The sequence below is a fragment of the Tolypothrix campylonemoides VB511288_2 genome, from assembly GCF_045999855.1.
GTDB lineage: Bacteria > Cyanobacteriota > Cyanobacteriia > Cyanobacteriales > Nostocaceae > Scytonema > Scytonema bouteillei_A.
In genome coordinates, this window is the sequence record NZ_JBFPMW010000016.1 from 176,401 (window position 1) to 192,101 (window position 15,701).

Annotated in this window: 14 protein-coding genes; 5 read left to right on the top strand and 9 right to left on the bottom strand. The window is 42.4% G+C overall.

All coding sequences use genetic code 11. The features are described 5' to 3' along the window. Positions 1–4: 4 nt before the first annotated feature. Together AB0756_RS34800 and AB0756_RS34805 are read right to left on the bottom strand one after the other, a co-directional pair. Complete coding sequence (locus tag AB0756_RS34800; protein WP_038081586.1) at positions 5–730, bottom strand: tetratricopeptide repeat protein; 726 nt, start codon at positions 728–730, stop codon at positions 5–7. Positions 731–777: 47 nt separating this feature from the next. Continuing rightward, on the bottom strand, positions 778–900 hold the full coding sequence (locus AB0756_RS34805; protein ID WP_272900254.1) for a hypothetical protein: 123 nt from the start codon (positions 898–900) through the stop codon (positions 778–780). A 453-nt stretch (positions 901–1,353) separates the two neighbouring features. Here AB0756_RS34805 and AB0756_RS34810 point away from each other — a divergent pair, with 453 nt between their 5' ends. Both AB0756_RS34810 and AB0756_RS34815 read left to right on the top strand, forming a co-directional pair. Next, complete coding sequence (locus AB0756_RS34810; protein ID WP_038081584.1) at positions 1,354–1,818, top strand: hypothetical protein; 465 nt, start codon at positions 1,354–1,356, stop codon at positions 1,816–1,818. A 66-nt stretch (positions 1,819–1,884) separates the two neighbouring features. Continuing rightward, positions 1,885–2,442 carry a glutathione S-transferase family protein gene (locus AB0756_RS34815; protein WP_038081582.1) on the top strand — a complete coding sequence of 186 codons (558 nt, stop codon included), beginning with the start codon at positions 1,885–1,887 and terminating at the stop codon, positions 2,440–2,442. 75 nt (positions 2,443–2,517) lie between these two features. On the opposite strand, the gene AB0756_RS34820 is transcribed toward AB0756_RS34815, so the two are convergent. The 5 genes from AB0756_RS34820 to ebsA form a co-directional block, all read right to left on the bottom strand. Then, entirely contained in the window at positions 2,518–3,009 is a 492-nt protein-coding gene (locus tag AB0756_RS34820; protein ID WP_038081580.1) for a YajQ family cyclic di-GMP-binding protein, read from the bottom strand. A gap of 104 nt (positions 3,010–3,113) precedes the next feature. After that, positions 3,114–3,512: an MAPEG family protein gene (locus AB0756_RS34825; protein WP_038081578.1), complete on the bottom strand. Its 399-nt coding sequence runs from the start codon at positions 3,510–3,512 to the stop codon at positions 3,114–3,116. 88 nt (positions 3,513–3,600) lie between these two features. Next, positions 3,601–4,104 (bottom strand): hypothetical protein, encoded by a 504-nt coding sequence (locus AB0756_RS34830; RefSeq protein WP_038081576.1) that lies wholly within the window; start codon positions 4,102–4,104, stop codon positions 3,601–3,603. Between the two features lie 178 nt (positions 4,105–4,282). Continuing rightward, positions 4,283–5,377, bottom strand: a complete 1,095-nt coding sequence (locus tag AB0756_RS34835) for a phosphotransacetylase family protein (RefSeq protein ID WP_038081574.1) — start codon at positions 5,375–5,377, stop codon at positions 4,283–4,285. Positions 5,378–5,677: 300 nt separating this feature from the next. Then, positions 5,678–6,055 (bottom strand): type IV pilus biogenesis protein EbsA, encoded by a 378-nt coding sequence (ebsA, locus tag AB0756_RS34840; RefSeq protein WP_038081573.1) that lies wholly within the window; start codon positions 6,053–6,055, stop codon positions 5,678–5,680. Positions 6,056–6,456: 401 nt separating this feature from the next. Here ebsA and AB0756_RS34845 point away from each other — a divergent pair, with 401 nt between their 5' ends. Next, positions 6,457–7,905: a glycosyltransferase gene (locus AB0756_RS34845; protein WP_038081572.1), complete on the top strand. Its 1,449-nt coding sequence runs from the start codon at positions 6,457–6,459 to the stop codon at positions 7,903–7,905. 235 nt (positions 7,906–8,140) lie between these two features. Here AB0756_RS34845 and AB0756_RS34850 read toward each other — a convergent pair whose 3' ends face one another. Continuing rightward, positions 8,141–10,093, bottom strand: coding sequence for a DNA polymerase III subunit gamma/tau (locus tag AB0756_RS34850; protein ID WP_167844847.1), 1,953 nt, complete (start codon positions 10,091–10,093; stop codon positions 8,141–8,143). A gap of 416 nt (positions 10,094–10,509) precedes the next feature. Between AB0756_RS34850 and AB0756_RS34855 the strand changes: the two genes are divergently transcribed. Beyond that, positions 10,510–11,202, top strand: coding sequence for a hypothetical protein (locus tag AB0756_RS34855; protein WP_038084005.1), 693 nt, complete (start codon positions 10,510–10,512; stop codon positions 11,200–11,202). Between the two features lie 396 nt (positions 11,203–11,598). After that, entirely contained in the window at positions 11,599–15,393 is a 3,795-nt protein-coding gene (locus tag AB0756_RS34860) for a tetratricopeptide repeat protein (RefSeq protein WP_038084008.1), read from the top strand. 52 nt (positions 15,394–15,445) lie between these two features. On the opposite strand, the gene AB0756_RS34865 is transcribed toward AB0756_RS34860, so the two are convergent. Continuing rightward, positions 15,446–15,700 carry a hypothetical protein gene (locus AB0756_RS34865; protein WP_202048697.1) on the bottom strand — a complete coding sequence of 85 codons (255 nt, stop codon included), beginning with the start codon at positions 15,698–15,700 and terminating at the stop codon, positions 15,446–15,448. Between the last annotated feature and the right edge of the window lies 1 nt (position 15,701).

Here is a 15,701-nt window from a genome sequence, read left to right on the forward strand (position 1 = left end):
GGAATTACCATCTTAAATACTGCTGAGGGTGCAACAACTCATCCAACCAATTTTCAACTTGCAAGCGCAAGCGGAAGCTCGGTTCTCCTTTTTTGGAACCATAAGAAGGTAGGTAAGTTAAAGCACGACGGTAATCAGCGATCGCACAATTCCAATCGCCCCAGAGATGATATGTTCTGCCTCTCTCTGCTATGATGTGTCCCTCTAAGTCACCAAAAAGTAGAGCCGCCTCAAAATCTTCTATTGCTTCCTCATATTGCCCCAAGTCTCGGAAAGTAATACCTCGGTTAATCCATGCTCTCACGTGACCCGGATTCAAATCCAACGCCCGGTCGTAATCTTCGAGTGCTGCTTCTAATTTTCCGGTAGCAGCATAATAATTGGCTCGGTTATTGTAAGCGCTTACCAATTTAGGATTGAGTTCTAGAGCTGTATTGTAATCACAAAGAGCTTTTTCCGTTTCACCGCTTTGATAATAAATCAGCCCTCTGTTGTTGTAATCTACAGCATTGAGGGGATGGCGAGCAATCAATTGATTCAACAACTCAATTGCTGCGACGTACTGTCCTTGTTGAGCCATTGTCAGAGCACGAGAGCGCAAGTAGCTATCTCCTACAGAGGATTCGTCTCTACCGTTAGCCTCTTGCTCTCGCGATGCATTTCTATTTAGTGCAAATGGGTGGAGGTGATTTTGCTGGTCACCAGAAGCTAAAAATGAGTGACTGTTCATAGTTTCCTGCCTGAGCTGCTTGCTCGTGTGAGATCAACTTATAGGTTTCACCGTGCTTGTGGTTTTGCCCCTGTGTCACTTGTTAAGGTGTCTGTAAGTACTTGGGCGCAAGCATCCAAGCCGGACTTGAGTTGTCCTAACAAGTGAGAATTTATGCTTAGAGGAGCCATATGGCTCTTGGGGTTCTTTACCAAATTGAGGCACCTTACATAATTGATGCTTCAATCTATTAATGGATACTTCATCCCCAAGTTCAATTCCAGATACAGCAGTTATCAATCCCCTAGATTATTCAAGTAGAGGGAGCTGCAACTTGATAAAATGACCAAAGGAGTTAGAGTTTAGGGATTAGGGTTAGAGCTTAAAGGTTGAAATTAACCAATCCCCAGTCCCCAGTCCCCGATTCCCAGTCCTCAGTTCCCCGTTTCCCAATTCCTTTCTTGTAGTGCAAGTGCTTTGATAGTACAGAGGTCTGACTTATAAAGAATGAGTAGGATTGCGGAAATTACTAAGGACTCATTAATCAGAACTCCGGGCTTTCACATAAAATTCGGTAGTTCTGCACCTGAAAAGCTTGAATTCAACCTTATTGTAGACTTTGTAAAGTTTTGAAAAAATTTGTTATGACAACAGTAATTTCCTATTCCAATGCACCTGACCTTACGGCGGATGACTATATTGTCATCGGTTTAGCAACCTGTTTTGTAAAAGAAGACGGAGAAGTGAATCAAGTCGATATTATAGAACCAATTCCCTCTGCTTCCCTAGAAACGCTCTTTAAAGGTACCAGTACCTCATATAAGCTTGCTTATGCTACCACTTTAGGTAGCTTAATGGACGGAGATCATCTCAAAATTCCCTCTGAATTTCCGGAATCTGCCCAATTCGGTCATGATTTTATGGAACGGGCAATAGCAGCTGCTCGTACCTACAAGCGTCGCGAAGTAGCAAAAACTCTGATTCCTTTAGGTACAACCTATACCGATTTCAAATATTCTATTGAACGAAAAAGAGTATTAAATGTGACAAGGAATGTAACTAAAGAAGATAACATCAAACAACATCCCAACACCCATAAAGTCCTTTAAGGAATTAACAGTTATCAGTTATCATTATTTACTGTTAACTGATAGCTGATAACTGATAACTGATAAATGCTAAAACTATATGGCGGGGCAATGAGCCGTGCATCCATTGTTCAATGGTATCTAGAGGAACTTGAAGTTCCCTACGAGTTCGTGAAGCTTGATTTGCAAGCGGGTGAACAACGCAAACCGGAATTTTTAGCAATTAACCCAATAGGAAAAGTTCCTGCAATTGTAGATGGTGACTTGCAACTATGGGAATCGGGAGCAATTTTGCTTTACCTTGCCCAGAAGTATGGAAAAGTTGCACTTTCACTAGAAGAAAATGCCCAAGTCGCACAATGGGTATTATTTTCTAACGCTACATTAGCAACAGGCATTTTTACAGAAGCAAGCCGGGAAAAAGAAACGCCCCGGCTGCTAACTCCTCTTAATGAAATATTTGGACGGCAACCCTACTTGCTAGGTGATGAATTTACTGTTGCTGATGTTGCCGTAGGGTCAATTCTATCCTATGTCTCCTTCATGTTAAAGCTAGATCTCAGCCCCTATCCAGCAGTCTTAAATTACATCAAAAAAATTTCTGAGCGTCCGGCATTTCAAAAGACCATCGGAGCGCGAGGTTAGTAGGAGCGAAACCCAACAAATAGATGATTGTGTTGGGTTTATCTGATTGGGTTGGGTTGAGGAACGAAACCCAATTTATCGGTAATTTGTAAATTGCAGAGCAACTGGGAAATCTTCTTGCCGCAACCTTTGAATCACAGCTTGTAAATCATCTTTACTTTTAGCCGTAACGCGTACAGCATCTCCTTGAATCGATGCTTGTATTTTTTTGAACTCATCCCGAATTAGCTTGGAAATTTGCTTGGCATTTTCCTGACTGATACCCTTTTTTAGGGTAATTTCTTGACGCACGCGATTACCACTAGCAGAGTCAACTCTGCCAAAATCAAAGATTTTTTGTGAGAGGTTACGTTTAGCAGCTTTATCTCTCAATATGCCGTGTACTGCTTCCAATGTAAACTCACTATCAGTATTAACGGTAATCCTGTCTTCTCCTAATTCAACAGTTGTTTGAGTATCCTTAAGGTCGTAACGACCTTTAATCTCGCGCACAGTTTGATCGACTGCATTGACCAACTCTTGTCTGTCAAAGTCGCTAACGATATCAAAGGAAAAGGTAGAAGCCATAGGAAATTTTAAAATTGTTATTAATTAATGGTTAGTGGTTAGTGGTTAGTAGTTAGTGGTTAAAAATTATTAACTAGCAACAACTAACAACTAACAACCAGCCATTATTTGTGAGTTACTTCAATTATACTGAGGGCAATGAGAGTGGCAGAACCAAGAGCGCCAATAGCAAACATCAGCGATCGCAAAATGGGAACATTCAAAATATAAAAAGCTGAGTATAGCAATCTAGCTACAACAAAGGTGACTGCAGCTCCTGCTGCAACGGGAGAATTTACGCCCGTTACGTATGCCATTAATGCTGCTGCCGTGAATATCATAAATGCTTCAAACGAGTTTTGGTGCGCCCAAGTTGCTCGTTGAGCGTAGGGTGGTAGTTTATCAAACATAGCGCGAGGAGCAGATATGTCATATCCAACTTGTACGCGACCATAACTGACCACTAAAAATGGCACGTAAATCAGAACGGCAGCCGCCGCAATAGAGTACAAAAAAATAGTCATTTAGTTATCGGTCGTGAGTCATCAAGCGTTAGTCATGAGTCATCGGTCATTAGCCCAACACAAAGGACAAAAGACAAATGACACATGACTAATCGAAGTAGAATAGCGTCACCAGTTTTCTTTGTTCTTCTGCTTCCTTACAAGTTTGCAGCAGAGTTCTACTGTCGTGAAATGCAAAGCAGATGAGTTGCTGACAACGGGAGACAATCTCCTTGTTACATAAGTAACTTGCTTCTGCAAGAGACAGATGATTGTTGGTAGGATTTTCAACCAGATGCATCACCTGTTCTAGTTGCTGACGCGATTCTAAGGGTTGGCGTTCTAAGCTTTGAGGTAGAATCACCGTTAGCAAATTAGGATCAGCCCGCATTGCTCCCTTAATAGCAGCTGAATTAGTACCAGTAGCACCAGAAGTGATGATCCGATTGCCTGTTAAAACTAAGGCATAGCTCATCATCTCAATAAGATTCTGATGGGTAATCGGCACATGACGAGATCCCAGCAACGCGATTCTTTTTGAACCTGTTTGCTGGATTGTCGCCAGTTCTAGCGCTAATGTATCGACGTTAATAAGGTCTATTGACTGGCTCAAAGATGAACAAATAGTAGATTAAACGACCAAGATATTTTAGCAGACAAGGGGAGTTTTCGGTTGAATATCTAGTGGAATAGGGGGATGGAGATATGGGCTGACGGGGAGATAATTCTTCCATGTCCCCCATGTCCCCCATGTCCCCCATGTCCCAAATTCCTAATTCTCAATCAATACCCTATTGCAGTGCTGCTGCAGGATTGAAATCTAACAGGGAAAGCAAACGCCCGATGTCAAAATGCTCTGCCATAAAATGGCGAATACACTGAACTTTAATGGGCTCGTGAAGGCGCACATTACCAAAGGCGCTATTAATAATTTCCACAGTGGTAAGGGTATCCAAATCGACGGATAAAATTGGGATTTCTAATTCTTCAGCGCGGTTGAGAATGAAGGCCGGAGGTGGTAGCTGTCCGGTGAGAATAAGGCAATGGGTGGAAGTCTCTAAAGCAGCTTGTTGAATTTCCACACGATCGCCCCCTGTAACAACTGCCATATTCCGGCGCATGTTAAAATACTTTACGGCAGCATTGACATTCATCGCGCCGATTGCAAGGCTTTCTACCATTAAATCTAGGCGATCGCTACGACACAAAACTTCTGCGTTTAACTGGTGTGCCAGTTCGCGGACACTCACACTGCGTAATAATTCGCTTTTTGGCAACAGACCGAGAACGGGAATACCTTGTTGTTCCAAAAAAGAGCGCATGGTCGTGTTAACGACTGACAGTTGGTCTGTGGGTATATCGTTAATGACAACACCAATCAAGCGATCGCCAATCAGCTGCTTGGCGGAAATCAATGGTTCGACGGAAAGTAGAGACTTATAACGAGCTACTAACAGGACAGATGCATCTACAGCGTCTGCCACTTGTAGCAAAGACAAATTAAACAAAGTTCCTTCTTCTAAATTTCCCGGTCCTTCAAGTAACACCAAATCACCCAGTTGCATCTGTGAATATTGCTGCACCAAAGATTTTTGATAATCTGTTTTATCGAACCCTTGCAGGCACTTTTGCACAGTCATTTCATCTAAGCTCAGCATGGTAGGCGCAATCCGGTTTTCCGGTAAATTAAGGCTGGTTTTAATGAACTGAACATCTTCCTCAAGTAAACTGTCTGAGGATTTGTTCCAACAGGTCCCTAATGGTTTACCGTAAGCAATATCAAGCCCTTTTTGCTGTAGTTGATAAGATAAACCGAGAATTGTTGCAGATTTACCGCAGTAAGCCTCTGTAGATCCAATCAACAAATATTTAGTGGACTTTGGCACGTATGCACTCCTAGTTTCAAACGTTAATTAGCTTTCAGCACTCTTGCATATGCGAGTAGCGGAAACTCTACGCAAATGGCAGTCAGGTTAATTTTTGCTAAAAGCAGATGGCTAATTGCTGATGGCTTTTCACAACTTAGCTAGGTCTTCCTAATTTTAGGTCTAACTTTGCTATCTTTGATTAGTAACACTTTGCTAAAAACCTCGAAAAAAGAAGTGACGTTTTAAAAGTACCTTTATTGCATTCTGGCACATTCCCAGAGATACTGCTTGAAATAGGGGTTAGGAGGTTAAGGGCTTTTAATCTTCTATACGCAGCAACTTCCGGTAGAAGGTTTGGGAAAAATCTGTCGTGCGGTAGCGTTTATAGTTTTCTAAAAGCTCGATTAAAAAAACAATAAACTCAAAGCTTGCCATCATCACTTCGTAGCTGAGTTCGGCATTACCGTCAAACTGGACTCGACAGCGAGTTAAGTCTGAAGGCAAGGTAGCAACATTCCAAGTCGCAACAAAGGGAATATTGTCACTGCCTTCTATCTTGCGGTGACCTTCCAAAACACCCTTTTGGTAAAGACCAATTGCAAAAGGCAAGTAATTCCGCTTGTTATTACCTTGAATGTAAGGCAGGTAAACACTTGCTTGTTGCTGAGTGGCGGGCTGGAGTTGATCGATAGACATACTCTGAATATTCCTAATGTTAAATTGACAACTAGATATATTAACGGCTGACAATAGTATTCCCAAAAATCAGTGACCAGTCATCACCTGAGTGACAACCACGCGATTGCTAACCGGGATTGAGTATTAGGCTTTGCCCCCATTCCTCGCTTTCTACTACCAATCATCATTTTTTGCTAAGAAATATGACAATGTCGGGTACAATAGGTCTGCACTGGCTTTTATTGGAGCTGGGAAACACTCAGGCTTCTAAGGGTATTGTGTAAACCCCATAGCTGTTGAAAAATACCACCAATCTCAAGGTAAGCTCAAAGTATGTAGAGGTTGCACATTCTGGAGTAACCTGATTCCCAACTTCTTGATGGGTGTAAATAAATACTGTTGCTGAAACCAAGTTACCTATGCCAGCGAATTCCTGGCCCGAAAACGATCCTTATAACGAACTCGATCCGCTTAACTCCTCCGAAGATTTGAGCGGCGATTTGCGCTATTCAAACTTCTCCTTGCTTGCTGACCTATCAGTATCAGAAGAGTCAGTGGATGAAACATCGCCTTCTATGTCTCATCCATCCCGGTTTCGAGGTCGCAGACGCAAAGCTGCTCTAGTTTTAACGATAGTCTGGAGCGGTACGATCGCCCTGCATTTAGTTTCTTGGGGTACTTTGTTTGTTCTGGGATTAACAACAATCTTAGGCATTCATACCCTAGTAGCAGTATTTGCTAGACCCAAAAAACGTTTGGAAGAAATGCAAGGGGATTGGCCTGTAGTATCCGTTTTAGTGGCTGCTAAAAATGAAGAAGCGGTTATAGACCGATTAGTCAAAAACCTGTGTAGTTTAGAATATCCAGAAGAACGATACGAAGTCTGGATTATTGACGATAACAGTACGGACAAAACACCCCACGTACTGGCAACTTTAGCCCAAGAGTACGACCAACTCAAGGTTTTGCGGCGAGAACCAGATGCGGGGGGAGGAAAATCGGGTGCCTTAAATCAGGTTTTACCTCTGACTAAAGGAGAAATAGTGGCGGTGTTTGACGCGGATGCCCAAGTGTCGTCAGACCTACTACTGCGCGTCATACCTTTATTTGAAAAAGAAAATTTAGGTGCGGTACAGGTAAGAAAAGTTATTGCCAATGCTGCAGAGAATTTCTGGACAAAAGGTCAAGCAGCAGAAATGGCACTTGATGCCCACATGCAGCAGCAAAGAATTGCTACAGGTGGTATCGGGGAACTGCGTGGAAACGGTCAATTTGTTCGGCGAGAAGCCCTACTGAGTTGTGGCGGTTGGAATGAGGAAACAATCACCGATGACTTAGATTTGACGTTTCGCTTGCATCTTGATGACTGGGATATTGAATGTGTTTTCAACCCAACGGTAGAAGAAGAGGGTGTCACAAATGCGATCGCACTTTGGCATCAGCGCAATCGTTGGGCTGAAGGTGGATACCAACGGTATTTGGATTATTGGGATCTCATTCTCAGAAACCGTATGGGAACACGCAAAACCTGGGATTTATTGATGTATATGCTGTTACAGTACATATTACCTACAGCAGCAGTACCAGATTTATTGATGGCAATAGCAAGGCATCGTCCACCAATTTTAAGCCCCGTTACAGGCTTGACAGTCACGATGTCAATAACAGGGATGTTTGTAGGTTTAAGGCGCATACGCAAGGACAAGGAATTTAAAATTTCTACAACCCTTCTACTCATGCTTGAGACCCTACGCGGTACGTTGTATATGTTCCATTGGCTTGTGGTCATGAGTACTGCTACTGCCCGTATGTCAGTACGACCAAAGCGTTTGAAATGGGTAAAGACGGTACATCAGGGGAAGAGTTAATGGCTAATGGCTAATGGCTAATGGCTAATAGCTAATGGCTAATGGTTAATAGCTATTAGCCCTATCTCCTTACGGAGACGCTAAGCGCAAAGCGCACGCTCCGCGATGCCTTTGGGCTATGCCCGTAAGGGCTAGCCAGGGCGCGGGAAACCCGCCTATGGCAATGAGCGTGCCACGCTGCGCTATCAGCGCTGGTCTTACCATTAGCCATTAGCCATTAGCTATTAGCTATTAGCTAAAACTCATCATCAACTTCTGATTCATCATCCCACTGAGATAAAGGACCTAAATCGCGTAGTTCAGTATCATCTGTCAATCTAATGACTTCTCCATCAAAAAATTGAGCTAACCGTTGAGCGGCAATCGCTCCTTCATCTGTTTCCCAAGGTGTTATGGAAACTGGAGGTGGATTTGAGGCTTGGGGTGGAGGAATATTTTGCGCGGTTTTTGCATTTGTCACCGATTCCGTTTTTGGAGTCGGTGTTTTGTTTGGTTGAATGGTTTGGGAGGGTGGTGTATCTGGTGCAGTGGGTGTGGGAGGCTCAGGAGATGGGGAAGTGGGGGGTGATTTGTGACTGACAGGGGGAGGAGAAGATGCTGTTGGCTTTTTTGAAGAAGAGGAAGTTTGAGATGGGGTAGAAGTTGAGGACGTTGCTATTTCTATGTTGACCTGGATATCTGTGTTAAAAGTTACTTTAAAAGCATCTGAAATTTTAGGTTTATCTGCTTGTATTTTCTGATACCAAGCTTGTTTGATCGCAACGCGTGCTGAAGTTCCATCAAATTCTATGAGATGGCACATTTGACGCAATATCTCTCGTCTTGAAATAGGTTGAAGGTTCGCGAGGACTTGCTGCCACACTTGATTGATATCGTATTCTGTCTCTCCTACTGTTTGGGGTTCATGGGATGAGGTATGGGCAGATTGGGGGGTTGCGGGATTGGCTGATGGAGGGGGTGCGGGATTGGCTGATGGAGGGGGTGCGGGATTGGCTGCTGGAGGGGGTGCGGGATTGGCTGATGGGGTTGGGGTTATGATTCTAGCAGTGGGTGTATATCCTCTACCATTTTGCTGAGGTATTTGTTGCGTTCCAAGATTTGCTGAGGGTAACAATCCTAGTAATGTTACCTCTAACCACAAACGTGGTTGGGTAGTGTTTTTGAGTTGTACTTCAGTGGTTCGCAAGAGTTGCTGTGCTGCTAAGATTGTTCCTATTTCAAATTCTTGGGCAAAATCAATCAGTGCTTGCCACGTTTGAGGGGTACAAGTCACTAGATCTTCACGATTTGGTGCCGTTTTGGCAATCAATAAATCTCGGTAAAATGCGGCAAGGTTTTGCAGAACAATTAAGGGTTCTCGACCTCGATCTAGAATTTTACGTGTATAATCTAGAACTGCTTCGGGGTTGTTGGATGCGATCGCATTCAGTAAATACAATAAATCCCATTCGCTAACTGAACCAACTAAATCCCAAACTCGTTCGGGGGTAATTTCACCAGTTAACAAGCTTAACTGGTCGAGGAGGCTTTCGGCGTCCCGCAGCCCTCCTTGGGAAATTTGAGCTATCAACGTGACGGATTCTGGAGAAATATTAATTTTTTCTTGATAGGCGATGTGGTTCAAATGCTTTTCCATCGCCTCTAAATTGATTCTCCGAAAGTCAAATCGCTGACATCGGGAAATGATTGTTGGTAATACCCGTTGTGGATCGGTTGTTGCAAGGACAAAGACAACGTGTTTGGGTGGCTCTTCTAGTGTCTTCAGTAGCGCATTGAACGCTGCAGTACTGAGCATATGACACTCATCAATCGCATAAACTTTATAGCGGCACTGAACTGGGGCGAATTGTGCCTTTTCTATCATATCTCTGACATTTTCGACACCAGTGTTGCTGGCGGCGTCTATTTCAATGACATCTAAAGAATACCCTTTGGTGATTCCTTGACAAATATTGCAGACCCCACATGGCTCGGCTGTGGGTTTGTCAGTCTTAAGACAATTGAGAGATTTTGCCAAAATCCGGGCGCTGGAAGTTTTTCCAGTCCCTCTAGGTCCGGTAAATAAGTAAGCAGGGGCAATTTTAGCTGCACGAATGGCGTTGGTTAGGGTGGTGGTGATTGCTTCTTGCCCTACCAATTCAGCAAAACTCTTTGGGCGATACTTATGGTGCAGCGGTTCGTAGGACATGGATTTGCAATGTCTATGCCTTGTTTGTTAATACAGACGAGTAACACCCAATAGAGTTTGGGATGGACAAATTTATTTACAGCCTCACTGTATACCGCACTCTCGGTGGAGGTTGGTTCGTGAAGCCGTCACAACATTTTAAATGTATAAACTCAAGTTAGTACACAAAAGTTTTGCTTATAGTACAAGTATACCATATTGCTGTAAGACTGAAAAGAAAAAACCTGTAAATGTTTTTCATTGGACGATCGCAGCCATTAGGCAAATGGGCATTGAGTAAATCGAAGAGTGGTTATTAAATGAGATATCGTTATTAAACGAGTCAGCGTAAGGAGTTCAGCTAGTAAACGCGTAGCTGCTTTCTCTATACATCGCTACAATCTTAGGGTAACCACCAACACTTATGGGTGCGGGAGATGTTCAATCGGCTAGTTCAGTTCTTTAAAAAGTTATTTCAACGCTTATTTGGCGGGAAACACACACCAGCCGAAGTAGAGACTCATGCTCAAAAACAGCCACCTCCACCCCTGACAGATACAGATTTGGAATTTCTCTTTACTCAGCTACTAGAAGGTGTCCATCAAGCTCGAGGGCAAGCCTGGGCTCAAAAATGGCTGCATAATATTGAACACCGCGTTCCAACTGAGCGTTGGGTGGAGTGGTTACAACGCTTTGGTGAGAAATTGCTAGCATCACCTTCACCTAACAACGAGTTAGCTTCCCGAATGATACAACTAGGAGAGTCAGAAGTTGGAGCCGTTGGAGATCTTGCTTATGATATTGGAATGAATTTGTTAACGCGCAACTCTGGCGAGCCCATCTGGGAATATGACGGGCAGGATGCTGTTAGCCAAAATTCTGTAGAATCTACTCAAACCTCAACGGAAAATAAAGATGTGTCTGAAGATGGAGAAAATTTACCTGAAGGTGAATATCAAGCTGTTACGTTAGACCAACTGCTAGAAATGTTACAACAGGATGAAAATCTCCGCCAACAAATTGCCCAGCAATTAGGAACTCAAACAGACGATCCAGAGGTTATTATCCAAGAATTGTTAAATCAATTTCAGGCATCTGCTCAATCTAATACAAATCAAGCAGAAGCATAATTTCATACCACTCCTTCTAACAGAAACTCATGCACCATCAGACGAAGAGCAATTCCAGGGACATAAAAAAATAACACATTTGTTGCTTTCTTAACAAGAATTATGTCCTTTATGACGTAAGATTGTAAGTTCGTGGTATTGCTGTAACAAAAAAGTATTGAACTTCTAACACGTGAGTTCAGAACTAAGAAGGTAGAGGGCTGAAGCCGCAAAAGCTGGTAAAACAAGTTTTTCCAGATTTTTCAAGGGTAGTCTATTTATGTCATGCCATACTAGTACTGGTTAGTAGGCAAAAAAACACTAAAAATTATGGAATTTCAATGATTTTTTACTTAACTCAGAACTCTTTTAACACCGCTATAAGTTTATAATGAGAAACACCCAAGAGTCCCCGAAATGCTCAAGTGGCTGATAAGATGGTTTAACAAAATTTTCAAATATCCCTTTGGAAAAAAGCAGACTCGTTCTACTCAACCAAAAGGGGAAAGGACGGTACTGCAACCGCTACCCGAACTCACTAACGCGGATTTGGAATTTTTGTTTACCCAGCTTTTAGAAGGTGTCTATCAAGCAAGAGGACAGCAATGGGCAATCAAGTATCTCCAAAGGATGGAAAATCGGATTTCTCTTGAACGCTGGATAGATTGGTTGCTGGACTTTGGAGAGCGACTTTTAACCTCACCTGCACCAAACAATCAGCTCGCAGAACGGATGGTGCAACTAGGAGAACTTGGGATTGGCACAATTGGAGAGCTTTCCTACGATATTGGAATACGAGTATTAACACGTAATTTGGGCAATCCGTACTGGGATACAGATAGACAAAATACTGAAACCGCGATCGCAACAGCTCGTCTGACTCCTGTAGAAGAATTTGTACAAAATTCGCAAGAAGAACATTCAGATAGCAATTACACGGAATACACGGAAACAAAAACACCTGTAGATGCATCAAATTTGATACCGCGACAGCCAACAAGCAGTTCCAATGATTTAGTTTGGGAGTTCACAAGAGCAGATACAAAAATTACACCTACCAATTATGAACCTAGCCCTAATGCTGGAGAACAAGCATGGTTGGAGCAAAACCAACAAGCAGCTTCAATAGAGCAATCGGAAAATGAGCCTCTACAGCCAACTGTGGCGGGAACACTGGATGAGTTGTTGGTAAGGTTGGAGCAAAGTACGAATTTAGTACAGCAACTGGCTACCGATCTCGGAATTCAATCGACTGAACCATCAGTTAATACAAATTTAGCGAACGAACAATTGCATTTGGCAGAGGAAAGATCTCAAGCATTGTTCTACCAGGGTCTGGCTGCAGCCAAAGCGGGTAGTTTAGCAGAAGCAATTACATATTACAATAAGGCGATTGAAATTAACCCAACCTCCCATGAGTATTGGTTTAACAGGGGGTTGACACTTTTTTATCTAGAAAATTTTACTGAAGCGCTTGCATCTTACGATCGCGCAATCGCATTGAAACCCGACTTTTACAAATGCTGGTACTACCGAGGCGGAATTTTCGGTGAGATGGGACAATATGAGGATGCAATCGCCTGCTTCGACGAAGCTATAGAAATTAAGTTCGATTACCCAGAAGCTTGGTCGAGCCGAGCTGCGGCATTACTCAAGTTAGGTTATCCAACAGAAGCTGTTGCTAGTTTCGATCGAGCTTTGGTGTTGCAACCAGAAGACCAGGAAAATTGGTATTATCGAGGAATTGCACTCGCTCATGGGGAACGAAGAAATGATGCGATCGCTTCTTACGATAGAGCTATAGAAATTCAACCAGATTTTTATGAAGCTTGGTACAACAGGGGTATAGAACTGTCTAATTTGGAGCGCTATGAAGATGCAGTTGCCAGTTTAGAGCAAGCAACCAATATTCAACCAGATTTTTATGATGCATGGTACGCCTTGGGAAGCGCGTTGGAAAAATTAGGGAAAAAAGAACAAGCAATAGCATCTTACGAGCGAGCGGCAGAACTACAACCCGGTGCATATGAAGTTTGGATTGATAAAGGAGTTGTCCTCGCAAGTCTGGGACACTGGGATGAAGCAATCTCCTCTTGGGAACAAGCCCTAGAAATTAAACCAGACTTTTACTTAGCTTGGTTTAACCGTGCTGTCGCTTTGGAAAACTTGGGACGCCGTGAAGATTCCATACCATCTTATGACAAAGCTGTAGAGATTAACCCGAGCTTTTATCTAGCTTGGTATAATCGCGCAGTCGCACTGTTTTATATAGGGAAATTTGAAGAAGCGATCGCCTCTTACGATCGCGCTTTAGAAATCAAAATTGATTATTGGGAGGCTTGGATTGGGCGTGGTGCTGCTGCAGGAAGTGCCGTTCATAATGACTCTCACACAATTCCAACTAATATAGCAGCAGCAAATCCTTCTTTGTACGCACGTGGATATGAAGGAAAATTAGCAAGTTATCAAGAAGGTCTGAAATACGTTTTGCCATCTACCCATGCTGAAGGTTGGGGTAGACTGTGTTTAGCACTGGGTAATGCTTATTATGAGAAAGGAAGGAGAGATACTGTACCCCGTCCTTATTGGCAACAAGCTATTACTGAGTACGATCTCTCCTTAAAAGCCTTAACAGCAGATGATTTTCCTCAATTGCATTTAGAGGTTGTGCAAAACATAGTTAAAACATACATAGGACTAGAACAACCATCTGAAGCACAAGAATTTAATCAATATGCCATAGCGTTATTACAAGAATATTTAAATGAACCGACTCGTTCTAATGAGAGTAAAAAAGATCTATGTCTTAGAAATATAGGTTTTTGGCAATTGGCAATTGATATAGCTATACAGTTTGGTGAAATTGCACAATCCTTAGAACTTGCAGAATACCATAAAAATGCTTGTATAACTTGGCTTCGTTCTGGTTGGAAAAATGAAATTCTTTCGCCTAGCTATCGTTCGATTCACGACCTTCTTAACCCAACAACTGCTATTATTTACTGGCATATTAGCCCTTGCACCCTGCGAACTTTTATCATCAAATATAAATCCCCAGAACCAATACCCGTTTTTACACCCGTACTTAATGTAGAAGCGACGGAAGAAAAACCTTTACCCGAAGCAATAAAACGTTTGGTTGAGTTCGAGGAGTGGTTGGAAGATTGGAATCAACACGAGCGGGAATATCGCAATCCAAATCCTGAAGCACAAAATGAAAGCCATCACTCTTGGCTAGCAAGTATGGAACAGAGATTGTTAAAGCTAAAAGGTATTTTAAACATCTCTGCAGTTATTAATGAGTTAGAAGACATTACCCATCTAATTCTCATTCCTCATCGCGATTTACACAGATTTCCCCTTCATGCTCTTTTTCAAATTTCTTCTCCTTTAGAAAAATCCCAACAACAAACACAAGCTAGTTTTACGCTGACATATTTGCCTAGCGTACAAGTAGGATTATCTTTGAAATCGCAACCTCTATGGCGAGTACAAAGTCTCCCACTTCTAAGTGTTGAAAATCCAGATAGTCCTAACAATTCTGCCCTGGCATTTGCCAAACTTGAATCGGAAGCGATCGCTCAAATGTTTCATCGCTGCAAACGCATTCAAGGTTTGCAAGCTACAAAAAAACAAGTAGAAAAAGTATTAACTGGTGATTACAACATATTTCATTTTACTGGATATGTCACCGATAATTTCAATCAGCCTCAAGAATCAGAATTCTTTTTAGCAGGTGAAGACAGATTAACGATAGAAGAAATTTGTCAAAAGAATATTGCAAAATATAATTTATTGACCCTTTCTACTTGTGAAATAGCAATCCCTGGGAATTCAACAATCTCAACTGAGTATGTGGGTTTAGTCAACACTTTGTTAAACCAAGGAGTTGATTATGTCGTCAGCACTCTTTGGAATGTAGAATCATCAGCCAGTGCTTTAGTGATGATCGAGTTTTATCGAAGGCTAATACGCGATCTACCAGTCGCAACGGCATTATTAGAAGCAACACAATGGCTTAGAAATGTGACAGCAGGGGAACTGAAAAAGTGGTATGAAGAAACACTGAATACGTTGGATAGAGAAGGAACCACAATTAGAGCTAATTTAGCAACAGAGTTATATAGAAGCAGTAAATTGCCACCTGAAAATAAGCTTTACGAGCACCCCTTCTACTGGGCTGCATTTACAATCTCAGGTAAGTTTTACTGATACTTAGGATCGATCTTCCTTGGCAATTAAAAATCATGGCAATTCTATTAGCTTACAGGGGCTGTAAAAATTTAAAAGCGATCGCATGAGCCTCAGCATCAGCAACCCCGAGGGTTTTGAGAATGACTTTAGCAATTTGTTCTGGGTAATCTGGCTCTGTCCGTCCTTCTAGAATGCTACGCATTGCCATCAACCCTGTTCCTAAAATCAGGTCAATTGCTACCTGTAAGCTATCAACTTGAAGACGGTTAAGGCGTATACCAGCTTCCAAGTCAGTCATCACGCCTCTTTCAATAGTTTCACTCAAT

Bases quoted from the DNA above. Each gene is read 5' to 3' on its own strand.
- AB0756_RS34800 (WP_038081586.1), bottom strand. From the start codon at position 730: ATGAACAGTCACTCATTTTTAGCTTCTGGTGACCAGCAAAATCACCTC.
- AB0756_RS34805 (WP_272900254.1), bottom strand. From the start codon at position 900: ATGGCTCCTCTAAGCATAAATTCTCACTTGTTAGGACAACTCAAGTCC.
- AB0756_RS34810 (WP_038081584.1), top strand. From the start codon at position 1,354: ATGACAACAGTAATTTCCTATTCCAATGCACCTGACCTTACGGCGGAT.
- AB0756_RS34815 (WP_038081582.1), top strand. From the start codon at position 1,885: ATGCTAAAACTATATGGCGGGGCAATGAGCCGTGCATCCATTGTTCAA.
- AB0756_RS34820 (WP_038081580.1), bottom strand. From the start codon at position 3,009: ATGGCTTCTACCTTTTCCTTTGATATCGTTAGCGACTTTGACAGACAA.
- AB0756_RS34825 (WP_038081578.1), bottom strand. From the start codon at position 3,512: ATGACTATTTTTTTGTACTCTATTGCGGCGGCTGCCGTTCTGATTTAC.
- ebsA (WP_038081573.1), bottom strand. From the start codon at position 6,055: ATGTCTATCGATCAACTCCAGCCCGCCACTCAGCAACAAGCAAGTGTT.
- AB0756_RS34845 (WP_038081572.1), top strand. From the start codon at position 6,457: ATGCCAGCGAATTCCTGGCCCGAAAACGATCCTTATAACGAACTCGAT.
- AB0756_RS34850 (WP_167844847.1), bottom strand. From the start codon at position 10,093: ATGTCCTACGAACCGCTGCACCATAAGTATCGCCCAAAGAGTTTTGCT.
- AB0756_RS34855 (WP_038084005.1), top strand. From the start codon at position 10,510: ATGTTCAATCGGCTAGTTCAGTTCTTTAAAAAGTTATTTCAACGCTTA.
- AB0756_RS34860 (WP_038084008.1), top strand. From the start codon at position 11,599: ATGCTCAAGTGGCTGATAAGATGGTTTAACAAAATTTTCAAATATCCC.